This is a genomic window from Nonomuraea sp. NPDC049269 (assembly GCF_043197155.1).
Classification (GTDB): Bacteria; Actinomycetota; Actinomycetes; order Streptosporangiales; family Streptosporangiaceae; genus Nonomuraea.
Genome location: NZ_JBICSO010000013.1, coordinates 104,690 through 130,993, shown reverse-complemented (window position 1 = coordinate 130,993; position 26,304 = coordinate 104,690). Strand labels below are relative to the sequence as shown.

Annotated in this window: 22 protein-coding genes and 1 riboswitch; of the genes, 13 read left to right on the top strand and 9 right to left on the bottom strand. The window is 70.2% G+C overall.

Going from position 1 to position 26,304, the window contains the following annotated elements; genetic code table 11:
* Positions 1 to 6 precede the first annotated feature (6 nt).
* The 3 genes from ACGFNP_RS54585 to ACGFNP_RS54575 are packed head-to-tail and all read left to right on the top strand — an operon-like array spanning position 7 to position 3,583.
* Complete coding sequence (locus ACGFNP_RS54585; RefSeq protein ID WP_358318390.1) at positions 7 to 819, top strand: c-type cytochrome; 813 nt, start codon at positions 7 to 9, stop codon at positions 817 to 819.
* Positions 816 to 1,928 (top strand): Rieske 2Fe-2S domain-containing protein, encoded by a 1,113-nt coding sequence (locus tag ACGFNP_RS54580; protein WP_358318391.1) that lies wholly within the window; start codon positions 816 to 818, stop codon positions 1,926 to 1,928. The genes ACGFNP_RS54585 and ACGFNP_RS54580 overlap by 4 nt, the downstream gene beginning before the upstream one ends.
* Entirely contained in the window at positions 1,925 to 3,583 is a 1,659-nt protein-coding gene (locus ACGFNP_RS54575) for a ubiquinol-cytochrome c reductase cytochrome b subunit (protein ID WP_358318392.1), read from the top strand. The genes ACGFNP_RS54580 and ACGFNP_RS54575 overlap by 4 nt, the downstream gene beginning before the upstream one ends.
* 69 nt (positions 3,584 to 3,652) lie before the next feature.
* Here ACGFNP_RS54575 and ACGFNP_RS54570 read toward each other — a convergent pair whose 3' ends face one another.
* The gene (locus tag ACGFNP_RS54570) at positions 3,653 to 4,399 is read right to left on the bottom strand and encodes a TetR/AcrR family transcriptional regulator (protein WP_358318393.1); all 747 of its coding nucleotides are present in this window, start codon (positions 4,397 to 4,399) and stop codon (positions 3,653 to 3,655) included.
* A gap of 68 nt (positions 4,400 to 4,467) precedes the next feature.
* Between ACGFNP_RS54570 and ACGFNP_RS54565 the strand changes: the two genes are divergently transcribed.
* Complete coding sequence (locus tag ACGFNP_RS54565) at positions 4,468 to 5,028, top strand: TIGR03086 family metal-binding protein (RefSeq protein ID WP_393332105.1); 561 nt, start codon at positions 4,468 to 4,470, stop codon at positions 5,026 to 5,028.
* Between the two features lie 63 nt (positions 5,029 to 5,091).
* Here ACGFNP_RS54565 and rph read toward each other — a convergent pair whose 3' ends face one another.
* The 3 genes from rph to ACGFNP_RS54550 form a co-directional block, all read right to left on the bottom strand.
* Complete coding sequence (gene rph / locus ACGFNP_RS54560) at positions 5,092 to 7,689, bottom strand: rifamycin-inactivating phosphotransferase (protein ID WP_393332102.1); 2,598 nt, start codon at positions 7,687 to 7,689, stop codon at positions 5,092 to 5,094.
* 652 nt (positions 7,690 to 8,341) lie between these two features.
* Positions 8,342 to 8,629, bottom strand: a complete 288-nt coding sequence (locus tag ACGFNP_RS54555; protein ID WP_214637825.1) for an Lrp/AsnC family transcriptional regulator — start codon at positions 8,627 to 8,629, stop codon at positions 8,342 to 8,344.
* A gap of 10 nt (positions 8,630 to 8,639) precedes the next feature.
* Positions 8,640 to 10,340 carry a DEDD exonuclease domain-containing protein gene (locus ACGFNP_RS54550; RefSeq protein WP_358318396.1) on the bottom strand — a complete coding sequence of 567 codons (1,701 nt, stop codon included), beginning with the start codon at positions 10,338 to 10,340 and terminating at the stop codon, positions 8,640 to 8,642.
* A gap of 86 nt (positions 10,341 to 10,426) precedes the next feature.
* Between ACGFNP_RS54550 and ACGFNP_RS54545 the strand changes: the two genes are divergently transcribed.
* The 3 genes from ACGFNP_RS54545 (at position 10,427) to ACGFNP_RS54535 (ending at position 14,935) form a co-directional block, all read left to right on the top strand.
* A complete protein-coding gene (locus ACGFNP_RS54545; protein WP_393332098.1) occupies positions 10,427 to 11,935 on the top strand; it encodes a serine/threonine-protein kinase in 1,509 nt (502 codons plus the stop codon).
* Positions 11,925 to 13,349 carry a serine/threonine-protein kinase gene (locus ACGFNP_RS54540; protein ID WP_393332096.1) on the top strand — a complete coding sequence of 475 codons (1,425 nt, stop codon included), beginning with the start codon at positions 11,925 to 11,927 and terminating at the stop codon, positions 13,347 to 13,349. The genes ACGFNP_RS54545 and ACGFNP_RS54540 overlap by 11 nt, the downstream gene beginning before the upstream one ends.
* Before the next feature lie 74 nt (positions 13,350 to 13,423).
* On the top strand, positions 13,424 to 14,935 hold the full coding sequence (locus ACGFNP_RS54535; protein ID WP_393332093.1) for a hypothetical protein: 1,512 nt from the start codon (positions 13,424 to 13,426) through the stop codon (positions 14,933 to 14,935).
* A gap of 271 nt (positions 14,936 to 15,206) precedes the next feature.
* Here ACGFNP_RS54535 and ACGFNP_RS54530 read toward each other — a convergent pair whose 3' ends face one another.
* The 3 genes from ACGFNP_RS54530 to ACGFNP_RS54520 are packed head-to-tail and all read right to left on the bottom strand — an operon-like array spanning position 15,207 to position 17,457.
* Positions 15,207 to 16,748, bottom strand: coding sequence for a PH domain-containing protein (locus tag ACGFNP_RS54530; RefSeq protein ID WP_393332090.1), 1,542 nt, complete (start codon positions 16,746 to 16,748; stop codon positions 15,207 to 15,209).
* Positions 16,745 to 17,233: a PH domain-containing protein gene (locus ACGFNP_RS54525; protein ID WP_358318401.1), complete on the bottom strand. Its 489-nt coding sequence runs from the start codon at positions 17,231 to 17,233 to the stop codon at positions 16,745 to 16,747. The genes ACGFNP_RS54530 and ACGFNP_RS54525 overlap by 4 nt, the downstream gene beginning before the upstream one ends.
* Complete coding sequence (locus ACGFNP_RS54520; protein WP_358318402.1) at positions 17,230 to 17,457, bottom strand: hypothetical protein; 228 nt, start codon at positions 17,455 to 17,457, stop codon at positions 17,230 to 17,232. The genes ACGFNP_RS54525 and ACGFNP_RS54520 overlap by 4 nt, the downstream gene beginning before the upstream one ends.
* Positions 17,458 to 17,568: 111 nt before the next feature.
* Here ACGFNP_RS54520 and ACGFNP_RS54515 point away from each other — a divergent pair, with 111 nt between their 5' ends.
* Positions 17,569 to 18,765, top strand: a complete 1,197-nt coding sequence (locus ACGFNP_RS54515; RefSeq protein ID WP_393332085.1) for a sensor histidine kinase — start codon at positions 17,569 to 17,571, stop codon at positions 18,763 to 18,765.
* Positions 18,762 to 19,418 carry a response regulator transcription factor gene (locus ACGFNP_RS54510; RefSeq protein WP_219532781.1) on the top strand — a complete coding sequence of 219 codons (657 nt, stop codon included), beginning with the start codon at positions 18,762 to 18,764 and terminating at the stop codon, positions 19,416 to 19,418. The genes ACGFNP_RS54515 and ACGFNP_RS54510 overlap by 4 nt, the downstream gene beginning before the upstream one ends.
* On the opposite strand, the gene ACGFNP_RS54505 is transcribed toward ACGFNP_RS54510, so the two are convergent.
* A complete protein-coding gene (locus ACGFNP_RS54505) occupies positions 19,393 to 20,469 on the bottom strand; it encodes a phosphotransferase family protein (RefSeq protein WP_393332081.1) in 1,077 nt (358 codons plus the stop codon). The genes ACGFNP_RS54510 and ACGFNP_RS54505 overlap by 26 nt on opposite strands.
* 198 nt (positions 20,470 to 20,667) lie before the next feature.
* Between ACGFNP_RS54505 and ACGFNP_RS54500 the strand changes: the two genes are divergently transcribed.
* The 3 genes from ACGFNP_RS54500 to ACGFNP_RS54490 all read left to right on the top strand — a co-directional run bounded on the left by ACGFNP_RS54500 (position 20,668) and on the right by ACGFNP_RS54490 (position 24,582).
* The gene (locus ACGFNP_RS54500; protein ID WP_358318405.1) at positions 20,668 to 21,945 is read left to right on the top strand and encodes an NYN domain-containing protein; all 1,278 of its coding nucleotides are present in this window, start codon (positions 20,668 to 20,670) and stop codon (positions 21,943 to 21,945) included.
* Positions 21,946 to 22,044: 99 nt separating this feature from the next.
* Positions 22,045 to 23,004, top strand: a complete 960-nt coding sequence (locus ACGFNP_RS54495; RefSeq protein ID WP_358318406.1) for an NlpC/P60 family protein — start codon at positions 22,045 to 22,047, stop codon at positions 23,002 to 23,004.
* An 827-nt stretch (positions 23,005 to 23,831) separates the two neighbouring features.
* Positions 23,832 to 23,990, top strand: a riboswitch (cyclic di-AMP (ydaO/yuaA leader).
* Between the two features lie 73 nt (positions 23,991 to 24,063).
* Positions 24,064 to 24,582, top strand: a complete 519-nt coding sequence (locus ACGFNP_RS54490; RefSeq protein WP_393332078.1) for a C40 family peptidase — start codon at positions 24,064 to 24,066, stop codon at positions 24,580 to 24,582.
* Between the two features lie 284 nt (positions 24,583 to 24,866).
* Here the strand turns inward: ACGFNP_RS54490 and ACGFNP_RS54485 are convergent, their stop codons facing one another.
* Complete coding sequence (locus ACGFNP_RS54485) at positions 24,867 to 25,070, bottom strand: hypothetical protein (protein ID WP_393332075.1); 204 nt, start codon at positions 25,068 to 25,070, stop codon at positions 24,867 to 24,869.
* Positions 25,071 to 25,157: 87 nt separating this feature from the next.
* On the opposite strand from ACGFNP_RS54485, the gene ACGFNP_RS54480 reads away from it, so the two are divergent.
* Positions 25,158 to 25,949: a hypothetical protein gene (locus tag ACGFNP_RS54480; RefSeq protein ID WP_393332072.1), complete on the top strand. Its 792-nt coding sequence runs from the start codon at positions 25,158 to 25,160 to the stop codon at positions 25,947 to 25,949.
* The last annotated feature ends 355 nt before the right edge of the window (positions 25,950 to 26,304 follow it).

Here is a 26,304-nt window from a genome sequence, read left to right as displayed (position 1 = left end):
ATCTCTGTGACTAGGATCACCGCTTGGCGGCGGCATCCCCTCGCGAGATACGCCGTCCTGATTTTCGCCCTGGCGCTGGTCGGGATGGCATACACCGCCTTTGTCCAGGTGGGCAAGCCTGCCGACGCGGCACTCGCGTCAGGCAGGGTCGACGACGTGGCCGAGGGTAAGGCCTTGTTCGAGGCACACTGCTCCAGCTGCCACGGGCTCAACGCGCAGGGCATCACCGGCAAGGGCCCCACGCTCATCGGCGTCGGTGCCGCGGCCGTGGACTTCCAGGTGAGCACGGGCCGCATGCCCGCGGCCGACTCCGGCGCCCAGGCGCCGCGCAAGCCGCTGTCGGACTGGGTCAACCCGGACGCGATCAGCAAGCTCGGCGCCTACGTGCAGTCGCTCGGCGGCGGCCCGCAGGTGCCCGGCAAGGAGCAGGTCGACGCCAAGCTCGGCGACGCCGGCAAGGGTGGCGAGCTCTTCCGCGCCAACTGCATCCAGTGCCACAACTGGGTCGGCGCGGGCGGTGCGCTGACCCGAGGGAAGTACGCGCCCAACCTGAACCAGGCGTCTCCCACGCAGATCTACGAGGCGATGGTCACCGGCCCGCAGGCGATGCCGGTCTTCAACGACTCGACGATCACGCCTGAAGAGAAGCGCAGCATGATCGCCTACATCACCGAGGTTCGCGCGCAGAAGGACCCGGGAGGTTTCGGCCTCGGACGTATTGGACCGGTCACCGAAGGTCTCGTAGCGTGGATAGCGGGCCTCAGTGCCCTCGCCCTCGCAGCCATCTGGATCACCGCGAAGAAGCGACAGAAGTCATGACAGACAACGAGCACGAGATCGAGCAGCCGGACGAGCGCGTTCCCAAGCGCGTCATCGGCACTCCCGTGCCGGGCACCTCGATGCTCGGCGCCCCCGAAACCGAGGAAGCCGAGGTCGACGTCCCGGGCGTCACGCTGCAGGACGAGACGAAGGCGCGCAAGGCCGAGAGGATCGCGACGCTCTGCTTCGCGGTCACGTTCCTCGCGGGCATCGCGTTCATCATCTCCTACGTCTACTTCCAGGTCGGCAGCCCGGAGAGCACAGGCGTCTCCAACCTCGCACTCGGCAGCACGCTGACGCTGGCGCTGCTGGGGCTGGCCTGCGGCATCGTGGTGTGGGTCCGCATGATCATGCCCAAGTACTCCCTGGTCCAGGAGCGCCACCCCATGGTCTCCGCCGAGGACGACCGTGAGTACGTCGCCGAGACGTTCGTGCAGGGCGCCAACGAGAGCGGCTTCGTCAAGCGCAAGATGATGCGCCGCACGCTGCTGCTCGCGGCCGCGCCGCTGGGCCTGCTCCCGGTGGTGCTGCTGCGCGACCTGGACAACTCCAAGATGCCCGGCGCCGCCTTCAACAAGACGCTGCGGCACACGGTCTGGGGCGAGAAGACCAAGGAGGGCAAGCCGCTCAGGCTCGTCGTCGAGGGCACCGGCCAGCCGATCCGCGCGGCGGACTTCAACTCGCCGGGCGGCATCCTGTCGGTGGTGCCCGAGGGCTACGAGCACGACCTGAACGCCCTGGCCAAGGCCACGCTGATCTTGATCAAGTTCCGCCCGGAAGAGATCAAGTCCGGGACCAACCAGAACTGGACGCACGACGGCATCGTCGCCTACTCCAAGATCTGCACGCACGTGGGCTGCCCGGCGGCCCTCTACGAGCAGACCACCCACCACATCCTCTGCCCCTGCCACCAGTCGACCTTCGACGCCGCCGACGGCGCCAAGGTCATCTTCGGCCCGGCCGCCCGGCCGCTGCCGCAGCTGCCGATCACGGTCGACGGCGAGGGCTTCCTCATCGCCAAGGGGGACTTCAACGTGCCGCCCGGTCCCAGCTACTGGGAGCGCGGCGACGCCGAAGCCGAGGCCAGGTCCAAGGGAGGCCAGGCATGAGCGAGCTGACCACCGTTCCGAAGGGCATCGCGGGCCCGTCGAACTTCCTCGACGAGCGCCTCGGCGCGGCCAACTTCCTCAAGCGCAATTTCCGCAAGGTCTTCCCCGACCACTGGTCGTTCCTGCTGGGGGAGATCGCGCTCTACTCCTTCGTCATCCTGCTGCTGACCGGGACGTTCCTGACGTTCTGGTTCAAGCCCAGCATGGCGGAGATCGCCTACGACGGGTCGTACGCCCCGCTCAAGGGCGTCATGATGTCCCAGGCCTACGCGTCGTCGCTGGAGCTCAGCTTCGACGTCCGCGGTGGACTGCTCATGCGGCAGATGCACCACTGGGCGGCCCTGATGTTCGTGGCCGGCATGACGGTGCACGCGCTGCGCGTGTTCTTCACCGGCGCCTACCGCAAGCCGCGCGAGCTCAACTGGCTGATCGGCGTCGGGCTGCTGACGCTGGCGCTCGCCGAGGGTCTGACCGGCTACTCCCTGCCTGACGACCTGCTGTCCGGCGCCGGTCTGCGGATCACCGAGGGCGTGGCGATCTCGCTGCCGCTGGTCGGCACCTACATCACGTTCTTCCTGTTCGGCGGTGAATATCCGGGTGATGATGTCATCTCCCGGTTCTACTCGCTGCACATCCTGCTCATCCCGGGCATCATCCTGGCGCTCGTCTCCGCCCACATGGTGCTCATGTGGACGCAGAAGCACACCCAGATGCCCGGCAAGAACCGCAACAACCACAACGTGGTGGGAGCGCCCTTCTACCCGGCCTTCATGGCCAAGGCGGGCGCGTACTTCCTGTTCACGTTCGCGGTGGTGGCGGGGCTCGCGACGTTCGCCCAGATCAACCCGATCTGGCTGTTTGGGCCCTACACGCCGGCCGACGTGTCGGCGGGTTCGCAGCCCGACTTCTACATGGGCTTCCTCGAAGGCGCGCTGCGCATCATGGTGCCGTGGGAGATCAACCTGTTCGGCACGGCCCACGCGGGCACACTGCCGCTCAACGTGATCATCCCGGCGCTGGTGCCGATGGGCATCATCATGACGGGCCTGGCGCTCTATCCGTTCCTCGAACGCTGGGTGACGGGCGACCACCGCGAGCACCACATCGCCGACCGCCCGCGCAACAACCCGCACCGCACCGCGATCGGCATGACGGCCATCACGTTCTACGGTGTGCTCTGGCTGCTCGGCGCCAACGACGAGATCTCGGCGAACTTCCAGATCAGCCTCAACGTCACCACGATCGTGGGGCGGTGGCTGATCTTCCTGGGGCCCGCGCTGGCGTACCTGATCACGTATCGCACGTGTCTCGGCCTGCAGCGCTACGACGCGGCCGTCGTCTCGCACGGCGTCGAGTCCGGCGTGATCAAGCGGCTGCCGCACGGCGAGTACATCGAGCTCCACACGCCGCCGGACGACGACATCGAGGCGCACGTGCGGGGCAAGGAGCCGGTGCTGATGCTGCCGGTCGCGCCCGACAGTTCGGGCATCCCGCCGAAGGGGATGCGCGGCCCGCTCGGCAAGCTGCGCGCCCTCATGTCCAAGGCGTACGGCGGGGAGAAGATCCCGCTCGACGACGGGCACGGGCATGGGCATGAGCATGAAGACGAGCACGCGGCTGTCGGCGCCGGCGATGACCATACGCTGACGCGGTAGTTCTTCCTCTTCATCTCCGGGCCCGGACGGATCTTCCGTCCGGGCCCGCTCTTTTGCCGTGCCGGGTTTCTATGGGGCCGGGGTTACGGAGGCGAGTAGCGTGCTGAGCATCTCTCGCCGATCGGGCCATGGGAACAGCGGGACGCTCGCGGTCAACGCCGCGTACCCGTGCAGAGCCACCCACAGGGCGGTGGCCGCGACCTGCGGCGACCGGCTCGCCGCGTAGCCGTTCTTCGCGCGGCCGTTCCGCGCTGGGACGTCGTTCGCGCGACGGTCCTGCGCGGGGCCATTCTGCGTGGTGCCGGCGTCGGCGCTACCGTCTTTCGCGTCGCCGTCGTTTGCGCGCTCGCTCTTCGCGTAGTCGGCGACCGCCTCGATCAGGCGGGTGAATGCCCGGCCGCCCGACAGATCCTCCAGCCGCGTGGCCGAGCCGGTGGTGGTCGGGTCGGCGGTGCTGTGCCTGCCGAACGCCACCCGATAGCGGTGCGGCCTGCTCTCGGCGAAGTCCAGATAAGCCTCGCACAGCTTCCACAACCGCCGCGCGGGATCGGTCTCGCCTTCGACGGTCGTGCCGAGCGCCTCATCGAGCTCGGCGAACGCCCGCGCCACCACCGCGCCGATGATCTCCTCGCGGTCGGCGAAGTGGGCGTAGATCGACGGGGCGGACACCCCTGCCTGGCGGGCCACCCCCCGGAGCGTGATCGCGTCCTCGCTGCCCGCCTGCTCCAGGAGCGCGGTCGCCGCCGCGATGATCTCGCCGCGTAGCCGGGAACCCTCGCCGCGCCTGTTCCGTGTGCGGTGCGTTTCACTGCTCATGCCATGACTTTACATCCGTTAGCTCAGCGATGTAACCTTACACTCGTTAACTTATGAGGGGATCGAGCATGAGCCAGGTAGTCGACCAGATCGAACGGGCCGCCGACATGACGGCCGGCATAGTCGCCGGCATCGCCGCCGATCAGTGGGACCGGCCCACGCCGTGCGCGGGCTGGGACGTCCGTACGCTGCTCAACCACGTCGTGGGCGGCATGCGGATCTTCGCCGCCAAGCTCGACGGGACCGACCCGGGCGCCGACCACGAGGCGGACTGGCTGGGCGCGGACCCCGTGGGCGCGTACGAGAAGGCCGCGGCGGCCGACCGCGCCGCGTGGCGCCGTCCAGATGCGCTGGAGCAGACCGTGCACATCTCCCTCGGCGTCCTCCCCGGGCCGCTGGCCGCCGTGGTCCACCTGACGGAGATCCTCGTACACGGCCTCGACCTGGCGATCGCCACCGGTCAGGAGTCCCTGGTCGACGAGGAACTGTGCGGGGACCTCCTGGTGACGATGCGCTCCATGGGCATCGACGCCTACCGGATCCCCGGCGTGTTCGGCCCCGAGACCCAGACCGCCGAGGACGCACCCCTGCACCGGCAACTCCTCGCCTTCCTGGGCCGAGCCGTCTGACCACTCACGACGCTTTGCCGGTTATCCCGGGTAATGCGGCGTGCCGCCGATCCGCGTGCTCAGTCAAGGCAGAATCTCGACGTACCCGTCGCTTCCGTGCACGCGGATCCGCTGCCCATCGGGAATCAGCCGGGTGGCATCGACCACGCTGACGACAGCCGGCAGGCCGTACTCCCGTGCGATCACCGCGCCGTGTGTCATCAATCCTCCGACCTCCGTCACCAGGCCTGCGATGGCGACGAAGAGGGGCGTCCAGCTCGGGTCCGTGTGGGTCGTGACGAGGATGTCACCCGGTTCGAGATCGGCCTGGGCCATGTCGAGGATGACGCGGGCGCGCCCTTCGATGGTCCCGGCGGAGACCGGTAGGCCGATCAGGGCGCCGGCCGGCACGTCGTCGCGTCGGTACGCCCCGGAGAGGGCCTCGCCGTCAGAGGTGAGCACCCGGGGCGGCGTGAGCGCATGGTACGACCGGAACGCGTCCTTGCGCTCCTGGATGAGCTTGTCATCCACCTGGTTCGAGCGCACGACGTCGTGGAACTCCTGGAACGTGAGGTAGAAGACGTCCTCCTTCTCGAAGAGCACGTTGGCCTGCACGAGGCGCTCGGCCTCTTCCAGTAAGGCCTGCTTGTAGACGAAGTAGCGGCTGATGATGCCGTACTTCGGGTACTCCCGGTAGCCGATGAAGGTCCGGACCCGGTCGATCATCCGCTTGGTCTCGTCGGCCTTGTGCTCCCCGTCCGGCAGGGCCCGCAGGTGTTCGAGCACCTCCTGCGCCTTCTTCTGCGCCGCCTGCCGTCCTTGCTCGAAGCGCCGCTCGGCGGCGCCCGGCTCGAAGTTCCTGACGTGGTCGAGGATCACGGGCACGAGCGTGGTGGGGCGTTCGCGCCAACGCGGCCTCGTGATGTCGATCTCGCCGACGCAGCGCATGCCGTAGCGGTCGAGGTAGGCCTCGATGGCGTGGCGCGCTTCCGTCCCGCCCGCGAGCTTCGGCAGCTCGTCCAGGAAACCGTCGTCCTCGACGTCCCGCAGGAACGCCACCACCTGCGGATGCGGGCGGATCACGTCGGCGACGTCCAGCAGCGCCAGTCCCATCTCCGACGTGATGTTGTCGGGGGCGGACAGCGTGAGGGTGTCGGCCGCGTTCTTCTCGCCCAGCCATTCCCGCAGTTGGTCGTTGAGCCACCAGGTGGCCTCCATCCCCGCCATGATCGCCTGCATGCTCAAGGGATCACCGAGGACTCGCCTGTGCTCCTGGAAGGCCTCCAGCAGGAAGTCGAACAGCGCCGGTCCGGTCTTCGTCCGGATGTCGCGCCGCAGGGCGGTGATGGAGGCCTGGGTGCGCTCGATCAGCTCGGTGACGATGGCCGGATCCGTCTCGATCGGGGCGGCCGGCCCGCCGGCCGGCGGGCCGCCGGGACCAGCCTCCGGGAGCGTCGGGACGAAGTCGCGGCGGTCGAGGACGGTCTCCAGCGCGTCCCTGGTCAGCGGATCGGACCTCCCCACCATCTCCAGGAAGCCGGCGCGGCTCGCGGGCGAGGCCAGACGCCGGGTGGCGTCGACGAACAGCCTCCCGCCGGCCTCGTGCATCGGCGCCATGGCCGTCAGCTGCCACATGGAGAGCCCCAGTGGCTTCATGGGGTCGGTCATCATCTGCTGATGACCAACGGAGAGGTAGACGTGGTTCTCCTGGTCGCGGGCCGCGGGGATGGGGAACAGCGTGGTGATCGGCCGGCTCTGCACGATCTGGAAGTCATCGTCGGCCAGGCACCATTCGATGTCCTGCGGGCGGCCGAAATGCGCTTCGATCCGCCGCCCGAGCCGCACGAGCCGTACGACCTGCTCATCCGTCAGCGCCGGCTGCTCCTGCCGCTGCCGGTCGATCGCCACTTCCCGCGTCCCGCCGGCCGGCAGGGCGTGAACGGCGCGCTGTTTGGCGGCGACCGTCCTGGCGACGACCTCGTCGTCGCGCACCTTGAAGACGTCCGGGTTCACCAGGCCGGAGACCAGGGCCTCGCCGAGGCCGAAGCCGGCGTCCACGGTGGCGACCTTCCGGCTGCCCGTGACGGGGTCGGCCGTGAACAGGATGCCGGACGCATCCGGGAAGACCATCTGCTGCACGACCACGGCCATGTGGACCGTACGGTGGTCGATGCCGTTCCGCAGGCGGTAAGTCACGGCCCGCTCGGTGAACAGCGACGCCCAGCACCGGCTGACATGCTGGAGGATCGCCGCCGGCCCCACGACGTTCAGGTACGTGTCCTGCTGGCCGGCGAAGGATGCCGTCGGCAGGTCCTCTGCCGTCGCGCTGGATCGCACGGCGTAGGCGGCCTGCTCGCCGAGCTGGGCGAGCGCGCGGGTGATCGCCGCCGCCAGGTCGCCCGGGATGGCGATCCCGTCGATGGTCCGGCGGATCTCCGCGCTGAGCGTGCGGATCGCCTCCCGGTCATCCGGGTTCAGGCGCGACAGCTGATCGAGCCGTTCGTCGATCGACGGCGCTTCCGTCATGATCCGCCGGAAGGCGTACGTCGTCACGCAGAACCCGGCCGGCACGCGGATGCCGTCGATCCGCGACAGCCAGCCCAGGTGCGAGGCCTTGCCGCCAACGACCGCGACCTGCGTCTGGTCAACCTCTTGAAGATCCAACACGTACTGCTCGATCATCGCGACACCTCCGAGGCGGCCATGCTCCGTCGCACCGCGTCAAGCGCCCGCAACCGCACCGCCGATCTCATCCGCGGTCCGAGGTCGTCGTGTCCCCCGTACATCGACAACACACCCACGTCGTGCCTCCCGTTTCCTCGTCGGTGCTGTGTCCGGCCGCCGATTCTGCGGCAAGACCCGGGTCTTGCCGCAAGCCCCCCTGTGCGCTATACGTTGGAAGTGGCAAGGAGATCTTCTTGCCTTTGCTCTGTCGTCCGCCGCGGGCTGAGATCCTTCGACCGCCTGGAGCGTGCCGGACACCCGCGACCGCCGCAGCGCCGTTCCGATTGACCCGGCAGTGGCAAAGATCACCGGCGGTGGGTTGCGAGTCACACCTGTGTCTGGTGTCCGGCGGTCAGGTCGTCCGGTGAGTTCGCCGTCGTAGAAAAGCGGTGCCGGTGCCGTGGCGCAGGAACGCCGGGAACAGCGGGGTGACGAGCAGGCGACGTACGGCGAGAAGCCGCCGGGAGCCACGGTCTCACCGTCTCGTCACGGCGCCCAGCCCCGGACACCTCAGGACCGTATCCCTGGACAGAGCCCAGCCCTGCCCCCGCATTGGGGCCCACCGTGCCAGCCGTAAAACAGCAAAAAGGGGTTTTTGGGTGGGGCGGGTTTAGTCGCTTTCTCCGAAACCGATGGAGAACGCCGCATCAAGGTCATGCTTGGAATAGGTGCGGAAGGCGATGTGGGTTTCGGTGTGGAGCACGCCGGCCACCTTGTTGAGGCGCCCCGGGATCACCTCGGCGATCTGCTCGTAGGCGGCCACCCGCACCATCGCCAGCAGGTCGTATTCGCCGGTGATGGAGTAGACCTCGCTGACCCCGTCGATCTCGGCGATCGTCTGGGCGACCTCCGGGATGCGGTCTACCTCGGCATTGATGTGGACGATAGCCGTGACCATGGGCCCAACTCTAGCGGCCCTGATCGAGGCCGCGGTAGGCGAGGTCGATGCGGGCTTTGTGGCGGGCGGCGCCGTGGGCGGGCAGGCTCCACTCGCCCTCGACCTCCACCAGGCGGACGCCCGGCGACTCCAGCCAGCGCAGGATGCACTCGGTCTCCTCGGCGCTGGCCGCGTGGACGGGCCCGGGGCCGGGGATGACGCTCTCGGCCGTGGCCACGAGGGACTCCACGTAGGGGACGGGGTGGGCGCCGCGCGGCATGACGCCGGCCGCGCTGAGCCGGCCGTAGCGGACGACGTGGATGTCCCAGCCGCCGTCGAAGGCCGGGCTCGCGGCCACCAACTGCGGGATGCGGGTGATGGCCGTCAAGCGCTGCATGCGGGCCGCGGCGCGGACGAAGGCCGCGAGACGGTCGCGGTCGATGGACGCCTCCTCATAGCGCTGCTCGACCGAGAGGCGTTCCATGCGGGCCGAGACCGCGGAGAAGACGGTCGAGGCGTCGAGGGTCATGGCCCGGCGGGCGGCCTGGGCGTGGAGCGCGTAGTCGGTCTGGCTCTCCCTGCCCTCGCACGGCGCCCCGCAGCGGCCCATCTCATACAGGACGCAGGCCGCGCGGTGGGTGCGCAGGCTGATCGGCTGGGTGCACTGGCGCAGCGGCACCGCCTCGTGCAGGGCGATGCGGGCGTCGTCGGCCGAGCGGCTGCTGGAGAACGGGCCGAGGTAGGCGGCGCCGTCGTCCTTGAGCTCGCGGACGATCGACAGGCGGGGGAACGGCTCGTCGGTCAGCTTGAGCCAGACGACCTTCTCCGGGAAGCGGGACCGGCGGTTGTAGCGGGGCTTGGCGCCGCCGATCAGGCGTAGCTCGCGTACCTCGGCTTCGAGGGCGGTGGTGCAGACGATGTGGCGGACGCGTTCGGCGATGCCGATCATCTCGCGGATGCGCGGGCGGGTCTCGCTGGCGGTGAAGTAGGAACGGACGCGGTTGCGCAGATTGGTGCTCTTGCCGATGTAGAGGACCTCGCCGCGTTCGTCCTCGAAGAGGTAGACGCCGGGGGAGTGCGGCACCGACTCGGCCAGGTGGCGCTTGGCCTGCTGCTCGGGGGTGGGGGCGCGGACGAAGGACTTGAGCTCTTCGAGCGTGTGGACCTGGAAGGAGCCGGCCCGCTCGATCAGGCCGTGGAGCACGTGGACGGTGGCCCGGGCGTCCTGCAGGGCGCGGTGGCAGGGATCGGTCGGGCTGCGGAAGAACCTGGCCAGCGTGGCGAGCTTGGCGTTGGGCGTCTCGTCACGGGTCAGCACGCGGCGGGCCAGGTCGACGGTGTCGACGACCGGGTTGGCCGGCGGGGGATAGCCGTGGGCGGCGCAGGCCGCCTTGACGAAGCGGGTGTCGAAGCTCGCGTTGTGGGCGACCAGGGTAGTGCCGCGGATGAACTCGAGGAAGGCCGGCAGCACCGACTCGATGCGCGGCGCGGCCACCACCATGGCGTCGGTGATGCCGGTCAGCACGGAGATGAACGGCGGGATCGGCCCACCGGGATCGACCAGCGTGGAGAACTCGCCGAGGACCTCGCCTGCCCGCACCTTGACCGCGCCGATCTCGGTGATCATGTGATCGGCCGGGGAGCCCCCGGTCGTCTCGAGGTCGAACACGACGAACGTGACGTCGCTCAGCGGCGTGCCGAGCTCGTCGAGAGTGCCTTGAACCGGATCCACGAACCAAGACCATAGAGAGGAAGACCGACAGTTAGCTGTTGCGGACGAATAACTGTTCGGCTTGATCCTTAGTTACCCTTCCGTTTATGTCCGGGGGAAGACTCGCCAGCCGCTATTCACTGCTGCGGCCGCTCGGCAGCGGCGGCATGGGCAGGGTGTGGCTGGCCAGGGACGAGATGCTTGACCGCGAGGTGGCGGTCAAGGAGCTCACGCTGCCCGACGGACTGCCCGCCAAGGAGCGCGGCGACCTCGTCACCAGGGCCGTCCGTGAGGCCCAGGCCACCGCCCGGCTGCGGCATCCGGGCATCGTCGCGCTGCACGACGTCATCGTCGAGCACGAGCGGCCGTGGCTGGTCATGGAGCTGCTGCGGGGCCGTACGCTCGCCGACGCGGTCCGGGAGCGCGGGGCGATGCCGCAGGAGCAGGCCGCCCGGATCGGCGCGGCGGTCCTGGACGCCCTGGCCACCGCGCACGCGCTGGGGTTGCAGCATCGCGACGTCAAGCCGGGCAACGTGTTCCTCACCGACAGCGGCCGGGTGGTGCTCACCGACTTCGGCATCGCCCGGCAGGAGGGGCAGGCGACGCTGACGGAGCAGGGGCTGATGATCGGCTCGCCGGGGTTCATCGCGCCCGAGCGGCTGGAGGGCGAGCCGGGCGGGCCGGCCAGCGACATCTGGTCGCTGGGGGCCACGCTGTTCGCGGCCGCCGAGGGCAGGCCGGCCTACGACGGCTCGCCGGCCGAGCGGATCAAGGCCACGCTGACGCAGCCGCCTCCGCTCGCGCGCGGCCCGATCGGGCCGCTGCTCGCCGCCATGATGGCGCGCCACCCCGCGGCCCGTCCTGACGCGCGGGCCGCGATCCACGCGCTGGAGGAGGTCGCGGCGGGCCGGACGGCCCGGCTCGCGGCGCAGCACGACATCACCGCGCCCGCCCGGGTGAAGCGCCGCGGCAGGGCGATCGTCTGGATCGCCGCCGCGGCGGCCGCGGTGCTCGTGGTCGGTGCGGGCGGTACGTACGCGGTGCTGAATGTCCTGAAAAATCAGGATGAGGTGCCGGAGGCCTTCACCGTCCCCATGAACGTGTGCTCGCTGATCGCCCAGGCGGAGATCGGCGAGCTGCTGCACACCCAGCAGCCGCCCAAGCCGCAGCCCGGCTCCGACGACATCGGCCCCAAGTGCGGCTGGCCGGTCCAGGGCACCGGCGTCGGACTGCAGCTCCAGAAGGACTCCGACACCGCCGACCCCTGGTCGATGACCCCGGTGACGGCCCACACGCTGCTGGGCAACCAGCAGCGCTACTGGGCCAAGTACAACGAGGTCGACTGGACCTGGCCGGAGATCGGGGTGAAGGGCTCGCTCAAGGCCAAGCGCACTCCGGTCCGCACGCTCACCGGCGTCGGTGAGGAGGCGTTCACCTTCGAGCTGACCGGGCCCTCGGGCCGGGTGCACTCCGCTCACATCTACTATCGCCTGGCGAACCTGGTGGTGAGCGTCGAATACACCACCCTCACCACCAAGCCCACCGACGAGGACATCAAGCAGTCCGCGCTGAAGGCCGCGCGGGCCAGCGAGCGGGCGTTGCGCAGTGCAGGCTGACTTCTACCTGCTGGCCGGCCGCTACCGCCTGGTGGAGCGGCTCGGCGAAGGCGGCGCGGGCACCGTGTGGCGGGCGCTCGACCAGACGCTCGACCGGCAGGTCGCGGTCAAGCAGATGCGGCTGCCGGCCGAGCTGACGCCGCGCCAGCGGGCCGAGTTCGCCGACCGGGCGATTCACGAGGCCAGGTCCGCGGGACGGCTGCGCGACCCCGCCATCGTGCTCGTCCACGACGTGGTGCTCGACGGCGACCAGCCGTGGATCGTCATGGACCTGGTCGCCGGCCGCTCACTCGACAAGGTCATCAAGGAACGGGGCCCGCTGCCGCCGGAGGCCGTGGCCCGGATCGGGCTCCAGGTGCTGTCGGCGCTGCGGGTGGCGCACGCGCACGGCATGCTGCACCAGGACGTCAAGCCGGCCAACATCATGCTCGACGCCGACGGCTCGGCCATGCTCACCGACTTCGGCATCGCCACTCCGATGGGCGGCCGGGCCGACGGGCAGGGCACCGCGGGCTCACCCGGTTACATGGCGCCCGAACGGCTGAACGAGCATGCCGCCGGCCCCGCCTCCGACCTGTGGTCACTCGGCGCGAGCCTTTACACCGCGGTGGAGGGCCGGCCGCCGTTCGAGCGCGCCCTGCCCGCCGCCGTGGCCGCCGCGGTGCTGCTGCACGAACCGCCGTTCCCGGCCAGGGCGGGGCGTGAGCTCGGCGGGCTGCTGATGGCCATGCTGGCCAAGGACCCCGCGGCCCGGCCGACGGCCGAGCAGGTCCGCGAGCGGTTGAGCGGCGCGCCCGCCCGCCGGCGCCGATGGTGGCTCGTGCCCGCGGCGCTGGCCGCCGTCGCCGTGGTGGGCGCGGGCGGCTGGTACGGCCTGACCGTACTGAACGGGCCGAAGGAGACGGGCAGGTTCGCCTCCGCCCCGGACCCGTGCGGGCTGATCGGTGACGCGCGGGCCGGGCAGTTGCTGAAGGGCACGGTGCAGCGGCTGCGCACCAGGGCGGGCGAGTGCGTGTGGCAGGTGCGCGACGGCTCCCAGATCACCCGCTCGATCATCGTGCGGACCAGGGCCGAGCAGCCCGACCGTGACTACAGCGGCCCCGCCGTGGCCCGGCTGCGGTTCGACAGCGAGCACGGCAGCCGCGCCGCGGCGAAGGGCACGGTGTTCCGCAAGACCACCGGTCCCCTGGCCGACGTGTCCGGCGTGGGTGAGGCGGCGTTCGTCCAGGACACCTTCGAGTTCTACTTGAGCAGCACCGAATCCGGCCGAACGGACAGCACCCTGCTCTTCCGCACGAGTAATCTCGTGGGCGAGGTCATCCTGCACCGCGAGGACGTTCCGCCGAACACTCCGGCCGACAGGAAGACGGCGATCGAGTCCGCGCGTGTGGTCTCCGCGGCGCTGAACAACTGAGCCCTTGCAAGTGTCTTGCAAGTGGTGTGACTAGCATGTTTCCCCCTAAGTCAGGGCAACCCCAGGAGTCCCTCGTGCAACCCGGTAGCGCGTTCGAGCCGCCGACCAACCCCTATCGGATCCCGGGCAGGCAGTTCGAGCAGCCGACCATGCCACCGGGCCCGTCCGGGCCGCCGCCGCGCCCGCCGCGCAGGTCGTGGATCCTGCCGGTGGTGGCCGTCGCCGTGGTCGTGCTGATCGCGGGCGGCGCGGGTGCCTACCTCGTGTACGGGAAGGTCTCCCGCTCCACGCCCTCGACGGGGACCAAGCCGGTCAAGCCGCCCGCGTCCGCGACGGCCGCGGCGCTCGACGTGTGCTCGATGCTGCCCAAGAGCGAGGCCGAGCGCCTCGTGCCGGAGGCGACGGTGGCCAAGGGCTCCCGGGACTCCGACTACACGCTCAACTTCACCTGCAACTGGGTCAACCGCCGCATCTCGTTCGGCGAATACTGGCGCAGCCGGGAGGTCGACGTACGCGTCGAACAGCACCGCGGCGACGGCGCCAAGACCGGCCGGACCATGGCCCAGAACTCCTACGACATCGACTACGGCAGCGGCAAGTACGCCGAGACGGCCAAGCCCACACCGAAGAAGGGGGAGAAGGAGTACATCTCCCCGATCAAGGACGTGCCGGGCATCGGTGACGCCGCGTACGCCCAGTACACCTGGCGCCGTTCCGGCAAGCTGCTCTGGTACTCCTTCGGCGAGGCCCACGCCCGCGTCGACGACATGACGATCAAGGTCAAGTACCAGGCCGACCAGCAGCGCAAGGACGCGCAGATCCTCAGCAACGCGACCACCCAGTCGGTCACGGAGGACAACGCGATCCGCGAGGCCAGCGGCGTGCTCGGGCACATCGCCAAGGGCATCGCCGCGTGGAAGGCGCAGCACCCGAACGTGCTGGCTCAGCCGGACCAGACCGCGGTCACCACCACGCCCAAGCCCGAGGCGACGCCCTCGCCCACCGTCCTGGCCGTCTTCCCGGCCGCCTGCCAGGGCGTGACCGAACTGGCCACCCGTCTGGTCCCCTCGCCCACGCCACGGGCTCGCGGCACCGAGGCGGGCGGCGACGCGCAGACCGAGTGCCGGTGGCTGAACGTGGACATCCCCGTGGGCGACGACGTCAAGCGGATCCGCAGCGCGCTGATCACCACGCACCGCTTCACCAACCGCGCCGGCGTCGAGGACGCGCCCGCCGCCCGCGCCTTCTACACGGGCCAGCGCGGCAGCCGCGGTACCACCGCGGGCTCTTCCATGGGCGGCATCACGTGGAGCAAGCTGTCCGAGGTCAAGGGCCTGGGTGAGGCCGCCTTCAGCCAGTACGCGCAGCTCATGCACGGCGACACGTACGCCGCCACGGGCACGGTGCTGCTGCGGCAGGGGGCGACGGTGATCGTGGTCGACTACTCGGGCGCCGAACGGCCCAAGGACGAGCCCGCCAACTCGCCCAAGGTCAAGCTGATGGCCGACAAGGAAGCCCGCGACGGCGCGCTCTCCCTGGCCAAGACGTATCTGGCCGAGCTGGCCAGGAAGCCGATCGGCAGCTGACCGCCCGTCCGGGCGTCCAGTGGCCTCTGTGGCGGACGGCGAGGCCGGTCGCGGTCACTGGGATGGACGGCGTCGTGCCGGACGTCTGGGGGCCGCTCAGCTCCCTGTGGCCGGTACGTCGTTCACCAGGCACGATGTTGACGACAACGGTTAACAAGGCTGCAAGTGGCTTGCAAGTGCGGCACATAACGTTGTCCCCGAACAGCAAATGAGCCGCGTGGTCTCGCTTGTCCAAGACAGGGGCATGGGCAAGCCGGGGGAGATCCGCGGCTCACTGTTCTTCCCCGGCGAGGAAGGGCTCCAGCAGACCGGGCACGGCTCGCGCCGCGAGGTCGAGCCCGTCGCCCGTGCCGACGTCGACCACGTCATAGTGCCCGTCTCCCGCCGCGGTCGTCGCCGAGAGCGTGAGCAGACCGGCGCGGCGCTGGAAGAACGACTGCTCGATCGTCCAGCCGACGATGCCGCTCCTGTCGAGCGCGACCGTACGCCGCACGGCCGAGCCCCTCCTGGTCACCAGATGGCGCGGACCGAGCGCGTGGCCGAGTCCCCGGTAGGCGTCGCCGGCCAGCCACAGGCCGGCCGGGAACCCGATCGCGAGCACGGTCGCGGGCCAGATCCAGCCGCCCGGCCACGCCCAGAGGAGCGGTGGCAGCCCGGCCAGAGACGCCAGCGCCGCGACGGTGACGAGCGCGCGCACAACGCGCCGGCGCCCGGCCGCCGCCGGATGCGCCACCAGCCCGGCCCGCCATGGACCAGCCGCTCCGGCCTGCCATGGGTCCGTGGCGGGCGTCGCCGCATCGGACCGGCCCAGGTTCGCGACGCGTTCGGCGATCTGCTCGGCCAGCGCGCGGGGGAGCGGTGGGGTGAGCGCGGCCACGTCCTCCGTCTCGTTCTCCGCGGCCTTGCCCAGCCCGGTGGCGACGGCCTTGACCCGCGCTCCGCCGCCCAGCCGCAACAGCAGCGGCTCGCTGAGCTCCACCCCGCGCAGCCGCCGCTCCTCCAGCGTCAGCGACCGGCTGGTCAGCAGCCCCCTGCGCAGCCGGAGCCGGCCAGGCTCGCGCTCCAGCCGGTAACGCCCCCACGACTCGGCGAACAGCAGCATCGCGCCCGCCACCCCGACCACCACGTTGACCGCCACGAGCAGCGGCACCGCCGACCACGGCCGCTCCATGACCCAGCCCCAGGCGTCCGAGGCCGTCCCCGTGGTGAACAGGTTCACGCCGAACGCGTCGAGCAGCTTGTACAACGCTCCCAGCACCAGCGCGCCGCCCGCGAACGACCACACCGTCAGCGGCGCGTACCTGATCCAGGCCCACCGCAGCTCCGCCACCGCGCCGCCCTCGTCCCCGAGCGGGACCGCGCCGGCTCGCAGCAGGGTACGGCGCAGCGCCTCGGCCTCCTGCCTGGGCAGCGGGTCCAGGGTGAGCTCGGTCCCCTCGCCCGCGTGCTCTCCGGTGCCGACCTTGACGACGGTCAGCCCGAACACCCGTCGTACCGGATCCGCCCTGAGGTCGACGCTGCGCACACGGTCGCGCGGGATCGAGCGGTGCTGCCGTACGGCGATGCCCGAGCGCAGCTCCAGCCGCTCCGCGGTGAGCCGCCACCGCGTCGAGCGGAGCCGCGCGACGTCGTAGGCCAGCACACCGGCCACGATCAGCGCCGCGGCGCCCGCGCCCGCCGCGACCGTCGCGCCGGCCGGCCAGTCGAGCCCGATCAGCGTACGCGCCAGGACGGTCACCACGGGCGCCACGATCGCCAGGGACAGGACCGACGACGCGCCCAGACTCCGTGAGGAGAGCTTGCGCCAGCTCACGTCGCATCACCCGGCGTCGCCTGAGTGATGGCGGTGAGCCGCCGCGCCAGCTCGGCGGCGAGCTCATGGTCCAGCGCCTCGATCTTGATCGCGCCCGCGGCCGAGGCCGTCGTGACCGTGACGTCGGCCAGCCCGAACAGTCGCTGCACCGGCCCCCGCGCGGTGTCGACCGTCTGGATGCGCGACATCGGCGCGACCCGCCAGGTGTGGGTCAGCCAGCCCTTCCGCGTGTAGACGGCCTCGCCGGTGACCTCCCAGCGCTCCACCCGGTAGTACGCGCGCGGCGCGGCCACCGCCAGCACCAGGCAGCTCGTCGCGAACGCGGCCGTCAGGATCCCCAGCCACACCGACCGGTCGGTGAACAGCCAGTAGGCCGCCATCGCGGCGACGGCTACCGGCACGGCCAGGATCATCGCCTGGGCCGTCCACCAGGAGATCGCCCGCCGGTCCGCCTGGTTGCGCGGCGGACGCAGTGTCGTGCTCACGTCCGGTCCGCCTTCCCGCTCATCGACGCCGAGGCCGACAGCAGCACCAGCCCGAGCACGCCGATGACGATGGCGGCGAAGATCTCGCGGCCTTGGAGGAACGGCAGGCGGTTGACCAGCAGCAGGTCGTGGGCCCAGCGCCACCAGCCCAGCAGGGTGTTGACCACGCCGCCGACGCCTTGCAGCACCAGCAGCCAGCCGAACACGTCGAGTATCGCCTTCATGTCACCCAGGCTTCCGTGCGCGGCATCTCCGGCGCGTCCGCCGTAGGTCTCGGCGGGTATCGACTTTGGTCGCTGTCCCTCGGCCGGGGGAAGGGCCTAACCTCGGGGAACGTGACGGAATACCGCTGGCTGCTGCCCTCGGTCCTGCTGGGGGACGGCGACGAGCGGCGTCCGGTGCGGCGCTCGACCCGGGACTGGATCGTCGACGTCCTGATGTTCCTGGCCGCCTGCGGGCTGGCCCTGCTGAGTCTGCCGGACCTGGAGGGTCAGCCGACGCCCGTGATGGCGATCGAGCAGGTGGTCGGCGCGCTGGCGTGCGCGGCGGTGTGGCTGCGCCGCAGGTGGCCGGTCGCGCTGGCGCTGGTGACGTCGGTGCTGTCGGTGTACCTGGCGCTGGTGGGCGGGGCCGCGGTCGTCGCCCTGTTCACCGTGGCGGTGCACCGGCCGTTCAAGATCTCCGGCCCGCTCGTGCTGCTCAGCCTCCTGACGCTGATCCCGTTCTCCTTCCTCAGGCCCGACGCGGAGCTGGGCGTGCTGGGGCCGGCCATCATCGGGACGGCCATCGCGCTGACGGTGTTCGCCTGGGGCATCGTGATCCGGGCCAGGCGGCAGCTCGTCTGGTCGCTCAGGCAGCGCGCCGACATCGCGGCGGAGGAGGCCAAGCGGCTCGAACGCGAGCGGATCGCCAGGGAGATGCACGACGTGCTCGCGCACCGCATCTCCATGCTCAGCCTGCACGCGGGCGCGCTGGAGTTCCGGCCCGACGCGCCCGCCGAGGAGATCGCCAGGGCCGCCGGGGCGATCAGGAACAGCGCCCACCACGCGCTGCAGGACCTGCGCGAGGTGATCGGCGTGCTGCGCCACTCGGCGCCCTCGGCCGGCGACCCCGTCCCCGACCGGCCGCAGCCCACGCTGGCCGACCTGCACCCGCTGATCGAGGAGTGCCACGAGGCGGGCATGGAGGTGGACCTCGCCCTGGACGCCGGTGACGCGCCCGAGGGGCTGGGCCGCAACGTCTACCGCATCGTCCAGGAGGCGCTCACGAACGCGCGCAAGCACGCGAGCGGCGCTCCCGTGACGGTCACCGTCGCCGGCGGTCCGGGCACGGGCCTGACGGCTGAGGTGCGCAACCCGCTCCGAGTACGGCAGATCACCCGCATCCCCGGAGCCGGCGCCGGGCTCATCGGCCTGACCGAGCGGGCCCAGCTCGCGGGCGGGCGACTCGAGCACGGCGCGACCCGGGAAGGCGACTTCCTGGTGCGCGCCTGGTTACCGTGGCCGGTGGAGACTTCCCGGGAGGACACATGACCGCGCCGATCCGCGTACTGATCGTCGACGACGACGCCCTGGTGCGGGCCGGGCTGTCGATGATTCTGGGCGGGACCGGCGACATCCGGATCGTGGCCGAGGCGGGTGACGGCTCCGAGGTGCCGCCGCTGGTCGCCGAGCACCGGCCCGACGTGGTGCTGATGGACATCCGGATGCCCGACGTCGACGGGCTCACCGCGACCGAGACCCTGCGTACGGCCAAGTCGCCGCCCGAGGTGGTGGTGCTGACCACCTTCCACGCCGACGCCCAGGTGGTGCGGGCGCTGCGGGCGGGGGCGGCGGGTTTCCTGCTCAAGGACATCCCGCCGCGCGAGCTGGTCGAGGCGATCAGGAAGGTGGCGGCGGGTGAGCCGATCCTGTCGCCCGCCGTGACCCGCCAGCTCATCGCGCACGTCTCCGACGGCGGCGCGGACCGGCGTACGGACCGGGCCCGCGGGCTGCTCGACCGGCTCAGCGAGCGCGAGCGGGAGGTGGCGCTGGCTGTCGGCCAAGGCAAGTCGAACGCCGCCATCGGCGGCGAGCTCTACATGAGCGTGGCCACGGTCAAGGCGCACGTCTCGCGGATCCTCACCAAACTGGACCTCAACAACCGGGTGCAGATCGCGCTCATGGTGTACGACGCCAGCCTTTGAGCATCCGCTCGATCGTGGCCCGGTGCAGCACCAGGTCGTCGGGGTCGTCCGGTCTGGGCTGCTCGCCGAAGTGGATCCGGCGCTGCCACACCCTGGCCATGATGACGCCGTGCCGCAGCGCCGCGTACATCTCGTAGAACTCCATGTCCCGCGCCTGATAACCCGTCAGCTCCCGATATTTCCCGCAAACGTCGGCGCGTCGCATGAAGTCCGGAATCCCGGGCATACCCACGGACTCCGTGAGGTCCTGGAAGAAACGGTGCAGGAAGATCATCCACCCCAGATCGAGCTCGCGCGGCCCCACCGCCGCCATCTCCCAGTCGAACACCGCCACCGGCGTGAAGTCGCGATACATCACGTTCCCGATGCGGGCGTCACCCCAGCAGAGGACGTCGGGCCCCGGGTCGGCCGGCCAGTGCGCCTCCAGCCAGTCGAAGCCCCGCTCCAGCAGCGGGATGCGCGTGGCGCCGTGCGCCCACTCGTAATAGGCGTACTGCTCGTCCACGTGGCGGCGCAGCCCGCCCTCGGGAAGCACGGCCAGGTCATGCGCGGTGAACGGCGCGTCGTGCAGCGCGCCCAGGATCGCCACCGTCGCGTCCTGCAGCCGGCGCCGATCGTGCGGCGCCGCGTCGAGCAGCCAGCCCTCGAAGGTGTACGGCAGGACGTCGGGTGGTACGTCCCCGTCCTCCCGTTCCATCACGAAAAACGGGCTGCCCAGTGGGGCGGGGTCGGGCTCGAACCAGAGGGCCCTCGGTGCTGGGATTCCAGCTTTTTCCCTGGCAGAACGCATGATCTCGAACTGGGCCCGCAAATCGTACGAAGGGAAAACCGGCACGGCCTCCTGGGCGGGCGCCATCCTGGCCACGCACCGGGTACGCTCGCCGGACCAGGACGCGGTGAAGAAGAGGGTCTCGCTCGACATGCCGTTTCCCGTAGGCCGCGACAGTTCGGAGACCGTCACCGGCCGGTCGACGCGTCCGCTGAGCCACGTTCCCACTCGATCACGCAGTTCATCCAGGTCACGGGTGGAGGTACGCATCTGGTCCGTCACGGTCGGCCTCCAGGGTGAACACCGGGTGAACGCGGGCCTCGGCACAGTCGTATACCCCTAGCAAGCGCTTGTCCATACGCGACCGGCCGTTACGGTCAGGTACACGGCAGCCGTACCCTTGTCTGAAAGGGCATGTCACGAAGGGACCGTGGGATGAGTTCAGCGGGTGAAGGCCTGTCTCGCCCGCTTCCCGAGCAGGTGAGACTGAATGTCGTCGATCTGGCGGCGACGGTCCTCGGGTCCATGCCCGCTGCCACGATTCCGCCGCCGCTGCGCGGGATCGCCAAATTCGACCCGCGCAAGCGCGCCAAACTCGGCAGCGCGCCCATCGCCGCCCAGTTGGAGAACGACAAGGAGTTCCGCGAGGTGGTCGCCGAGTCGGTGGCCGCCGGATGGCCCGAGCTCGTCGCCTCGCTGGTCGAGGGCAACGTGCCGCCCGCCGCCGACCCCGTGCTGGTGGCCGCCGCGGCCTACCTGACGCGCCCGGTCGGCTGGGCGGAGATGGTCGAGGCCGCCCGGGCCGACCTGGAGCAGTCGGCGGTCGCGGCCGAGGGCTCCGAGCGTGAAGAGGCGGTCAACCGGCTGCGGGAGCAGCTCGCCACCCAGAAGAGCGCCGCCAAGGAGGAGTCCGACCGGCTGCGCGAGCAGCTCAGGCTGGCCCGCGCCGAGAACTCCGACCTGCGTCGCAAGCTCCACGACGCCCGCGAGCGGAGCAAGGCCGCCGTGCGCCGCGCGGAGGAGATGGAGCACGCGGCCGACGACGCCAAGTCCGCCGCCTCGGCGGCGGGCAGCGCGGGCGAGTCGGAGCTGCGCAGGCTCCGCGAGCGGCTGGCCGACGTGGAGAAACAGCTCGAAGCCTCGCGCCGGGCCGCGCGCGAGGGCAGGAGCATCGAGGACGCCCGCGTCAGAGTGCTGCTCGACGCGCTGCAGGACGCCTCCGCCGGGCTGCGCAGGGAGCTGGCCCTGCCCACCATGATCAGCAGGCCCGCCGACTCGGTCGCCGCGCTCACGGGCGAGCGCCCCGGCGTCAGAGGCGTGCCCGCGCGCGCCCTGGCCGACGACGATCCGCAGCTGCTCGACCAACTGCTCGCGCTGCCGCAGGTGCACCTGATCATCGACGGCTACAACGTGACCAAGACCGGCTACGGCACGCTGACCCTGGCCGATCAGCGCACCCGGCTGATGACCGGCCTCGGCGGGCTGGTCGCGCAGACCAGGGTCGAGGTGACCGTGGTCTTCGACGGCGCCGAGCTCAACGCGCCCGTCCAGGTGGTGGCGCCGCGCGGCGTGCGGGTGCTGTTCAGCGCGCCCGGCGAGATCGCCGACGACCTGATCCGCCAGCTCGTACGGGCCGAGCCGCCCGGCCGGGCCATGGCGGTGGTCTCCTCCGATCGCGAGGTGGCCGAGTCCGTCCGCCGCATGGGAGCCAGACCGGTTCCGTCAGGTCTGCTGCTGCGCCGGCTGGGCCGCGCCTAGATTACGAATCTGCCGTTCAGTTCAAAGCGCACCCGCCACTTCTGTACCATTTCGCCCCAGATGTATTCCCTGGGAGGCGACACTGTGAGGTTTGGCCGGGTGCCACTGGCTGCGGGTCTCGCGATCGGGCTGCTGCTGTCCCCAACGAGCGAGGCACTGGCCGCGCCGAAGCCCACGATCAAGCAGGCGAAAGCCAAGCTCAGAAAGCTGAACGACAAGGCCGACAAGGTCGTCGACCGCTACAACACGGCGACCGAGAAGTACAAGGCGGCCCAGGGCGAGTACGGCAAGCTGAACGCGAGCTACAAGCGCAAGCTGGAGACGGTCGCCACGCTGCGCGCCCAGGTGGTCGCGATGGCCGTCGACACCTACAAGCTCGGCCCCGACGCCGGCTCCTGGCCCACGATGGTCGGCCAGCCGGACCCCACGGGCATGCTGGGCGGCCTGGCGCTCGCGGACCAGTTGTCGCAGGAGAAGGTAGCGCGGCTGGCCGCCTTCGACCGGGAGAACCGCGGGCTCAAGGACGAGCGCGACAAGGCCGAGACGGCGCTGCAGGCGGCCGACAAGGAGCGCGACGGGGTCGAGAAGGAGCGCTCGGAGGTCCGCAAGCTCATCGCGCAGCAGAAGAAGCTGCTCGAGAAGCTCGGCGCCTACAAGACCGGCGACCCGAACAGCACCGGCATCAAGTACACGGGCGCGGCCTCCGGTAACGCCGCCGCGGTGCTCAGGTTCGCGTACGCGCAGGTGGGCAAGCCGTACGTGTTCGGCGGTACGGGGCCGCGCGGCTGGGACTGCTCGGGGCTCACACAGGCGTCGTGGCGCGCGGGAGGCGTCTCTCTGCCCCGCACCACCTGGCAGCAGTGGGCCTGGGGGTCCTCTCGCAAGGTGGATCTGAAGGATCTGCAGCCGGGCGATCTCATCTTCAGCTCGGGGCTGGGGCATGTGAGCATTTATGCGGGCAACGGGCAGATCGTCCATGCGCCCCAGACCGGCGACGTGGTCAAAGTCGTCACCCTCTCCTCATATGGCGGCACGCTGGTTGGGGCTATCCGTCCGTAGCTCTCTTTTTATGAGCGTTATTTTTTGTACGGGGCGCGCTTCTCCGGTGGAGGGCTGGGCGTTTCTTTTTTGCTCTTGTACGGCCAGCCCGGTGAGCCCCACCCGCCCTACGTGGCTGGGACCTGTCCAGGGGCACGCTTCTCCGGTGGAGCCGGCTGGGCGCCGTGACGTGCGCATTCTTGGCCCCGGTCCGTGGATTTCGGCGGCCGGTGTCATGCCTAGAAGTGAGAAATGCCACCTCGGTGTCTGTGTTCCCGGTGTGGCTTGCCTGGCCTTTTCGGCGTGCGAGTGACCTCGGCCGACGACAACGCCCGTAGTTGGGTCGGCGTCGCCTGGGCCGTCAGCGCGAGCTCCACGTGCGGGAGGCGGAGTTTCGGCGGGCGGCTCGTATCGACCATACCGGCGGCAGGGCCGTGCTCGGCGTGATTTCCGCATACTTGCTGATCCGCGACGTTCGACGGGAGTCGTACCTGTCCTGGGGTCTCGGCGGCAAGATCCCTTAGGCGCCTGGAGATCGTCGAGGGCCTGTTGCTAACGGGATTAGTGGTGCAGAAGTGACGAATGGGACCTGACAGATCGGGGTTTCGTCAAGTGTGAGAAGGGTCACATTTGCGTAACATAAACCGCTGTTCCATCTGGGATTGCGGTCCTGACTGAGGGTCCTGCCTGATCCTGACAACCCCATGACGCCTTTGCCAGTTCGTTACTGAGGGCGTAGCTTCTGGCCTCGCGGCGAACAAGCCATGGCGTCGCGGCTCTCATCGGGTCTCCGATGTGGACAGATAAAAAACCGTTTGGTCACCGCCGTTCCCCATGTCATCGATTTGGGCGGTGATCTGCCGAGTCCGTGCAGTCAGGAGGCACGGAGCCGGGGACCCAGCGATCCCGTCCCAGGGATCAGGGGTGAATCGGCGCTTATCGCGCCGTAGGGCGACTTCCAGGCCCGAATCCGTCAGCTAACCCGGTAGGCGTTCGTGGAAGATCCAAGGAGAAATCCTGTCTACCTCCCCGCATAACCCCCGTCTGTCCCGCCTTGCCCTGAGTGGCGCAGCACTCACGATGACCGTGACGGCCGGAGGTGTGGTCCTCCACGCCCCGACGGCGCAGGCGACGACAGCGCGCGAACCGGCCGGTATTTCCCGGACGACCACCACGGCGGGTAAGACCGTCAAGTCCGTGAAGAAGGCCGCGCGCCAGACGGCGGTCGCTCGGCAACAAGCTAGGGCCCGCACGGCCGTATCCGTGGCCAAGGACCAGCTCGGTGACCCGTACCGTTACGGGGCCACAGGACCTGGCTCCTTCGACTGCTCCGGTCTCGTCCAGTACGCCTGGAAGAAGGCCGGCGTCAAGATCCCACGCGTGACGAACAGCCAGTTCGCGCGTATCAAGAAGAAGGTCTCCTGGAAGAATCTGAAGCCAGGCGATCTGCTGTTCTTCCATGGGCTCGGGCACGTTGGCATGTTCGTCGGCAACGGCAAGATGATTCATTCGCCGAGAACGGGTCAGACGGTGCGCATCGAGAAGCTCAGTGGATGGCGCAAGGCGTCGTTCGCGGGTGCGGTGCGTCCCGGCCTGTAAGGCGGTGCGTATCTGCCTGTAAGACCGTCACGAAGGTCCCGTCCCGCTGGGGACGGGACCTTCGCGCGTCTCGGCCCACTTCACCGGATGGACCTGTGGCAAGTGCCGGTCCGTCCTGCCGGGGAGTCCCCTCAGGCGTGCGGGTCCGTCTTGCCGAGGTGTCCCCTTATGCGTGCGCGTCCTGTTCGCCGGAACGTCCTCTCATGTGTGCGGGTCCGTCTCGCTGGGGTGTCCCTCATGCGTGCCGGGACTGCCCGTGACGGCCGGGCTCCTGTTGTGGGCGACTACGATCGGGGAACGTGTCCGTGCAGGTGAGCCGCCGAGTCGTGGTGGCGGGGGTGCTGCTCCTGGCCCTCGCCTCGGCCAGTGCCGTCCCGCACCAGGCCGCCGGGCCGGCTGACCTCTCGGCGACGGTTCGTGACCTGCCGCTTGGTGGTGGCCATCAACGGGCGACGCTTGGCGGCCCGTTGTCCGGTGGTGGCGATCAACGTGCGACCCTTGGCGACCTGTTGTCTGGCAGTCGCGATCAACGTGCGACGGATGGCAACCCTCCGCCCGCTGATCGCGATCAATCTGTGGAGGTTCGTGACCTGCCGTCCGGTAGTCGTGAGCAGCCGGTAGCGACGCCCGGTGATCGCGAGGTTCCGGCGGAGGCGCGGGGCCTCTGGGGTGACGGGGTGGATGTCGTACGGGGTGCGCGGTCGGTCGTGGTCGGGCACCACGCGGACACCGAACTGCTCCGAGACCTGGCGCGCCGGGCCGACGCCGCCGGGACGCGCGTGTCCGCCGTGCTCGAACGGCCGGTGCGGCCCGTGGTGCTCGTGCCTGGTTCGACGGCCGAGGCCGCCCGGGTGGCCGGGGTGGGGAGTGTCGCCGGGCTGGCAGCGGTGGCCGATGGGGGGCGGGTCGTCGTGGTGCCCGAATACTTCGGGCGACTGACCCCGACCGGGCGGGACGTTGTGCTCACCCACGAGCTCACCCATGTCGCCGCCGGGACGGAGCGGCTGCCTGTGTGGCTCTATGAGGGGTTCGCCGACTACGTGGGCTATCGCGACGCGGGGCTGCCGGTTCGGGTCGCCGCCGCCGAACTGGCCGCCGAGGTGCGGGCCGGGCGCTTGCCGAGTGGGTTGCCCGGGCCTGAGGCATTCGCGCCCTCATCTCGGGACCCTGTACGGCTGGCACGGGCGTACCAGGAGGCGTGGTTGGCGTGTCGCTTCATCGCCGAGCGGTTCGGTGAGGGGACTCTGGTGAGGCTCTACCGTGATGCCCAGACGGGTGGCGTCGACCGGGGGCTCGCCAGGCTCGGGCTCTCGGCGGGGACGTTGACGGCACGATGGCGCGACTACGTGCGGGACCAGCTTGCGTAAGGGGAACGCGGATGGACGATCTGCAGAGCACCAACGACATGCCGCCTGACGACGACGCGGACCCCGCTGCCCGACACCCAGGCTCACGGCCCGGTGATGACGCCGCACCGTCTGGACGGCCTGGTGAGGGCGCCGCATCGACTGGGCGGCCCGATGGAGACCCGCCGTTCGGGGTGGATGCCGGGTCGGCGGGGTCAGATACCGCCCCGGGCACTGGGCAGGCCGCACTGGGTGGTTGGGCTGCGCCGGACGGGAACTCCGCACCAAGCGGGCAGGCCGCGTCAGATGAGCGCTCCGCCTCAGTCGGGCAGCCCACATCCGGCGGGAACGCCGCGCCAGGAGGGCAGGCCACACC

Coding starts and splice junctions, on each gene's coding strand:
- ACGFNP_RS54490 (WP_393332078.1), top strand. CDS start 24,064: ATGACCGTGACGGCCGGAGGTGTGGTCCTCCACGCCCCGACGGCGCAG.
- ACGFNP_RS54510 (WP_219532781.1), top strand. CDS start 18,762: ATGACCGCGCCGATCCGCGTACTGATCGTCGACGACGACGCCCTGGTG.
- ACGFNP_RS54520 (WP_358318402.1), bottom strand. CDS start 17,457: ATGAAGGCGATACTCGACGTGTTCGGCTGGCTGCTGGTGCTGCAAGGC.
- ACGFNP_RS54555 (WP_214637825.1), bottom strand. CDS start 8,629: ATGGTCACGGCTATCGTCCACATCAATGCCGAGGTAGACCGCATCCCG.
- rph (WP_393332102.1), bottom strand. CDS start 7,689: ATGATCGAGCAGTACGTGTTGGATCTTCAAGAGGTTGACCAGACGCAG.
- ACGFNP_RS54570 (WP_358318393.1), bottom strand. CDS start 4,399: ATGAGCAGTGAAACGCACCGCACACGGAACAGGCGCGGCGAGGGTTCC.
- ACGFNP_RS54565 (WP_393332105.1), top strand. CDS start 4,468: ATGAGCCAGGTAGTCGACCAGATCGAACGGGCCGCCGACATGACGGCC.
- ACGFNP_RS54580 (WP_358318391.1), top strand. CDS start 816: ATGACAGACAACGAGCACGAGATCGAGCAGCCGGACGAGCGCGTTCCC.
- ACGFNP_RS54575 (WP_358318392.1), top strand. CDS start 1,925: ATGAGCGAGCTGACCACCGTTCCGAAGGGCATCGCGGGCCCGTCGAAC.
- ACGFNP_RS54545 (WP_393332098.1), top strand. CDS start 10,427: ATGTCCGGGGGAAGACTCGCCAGCCGCTATTCACTGCTGCGGCCGCTC.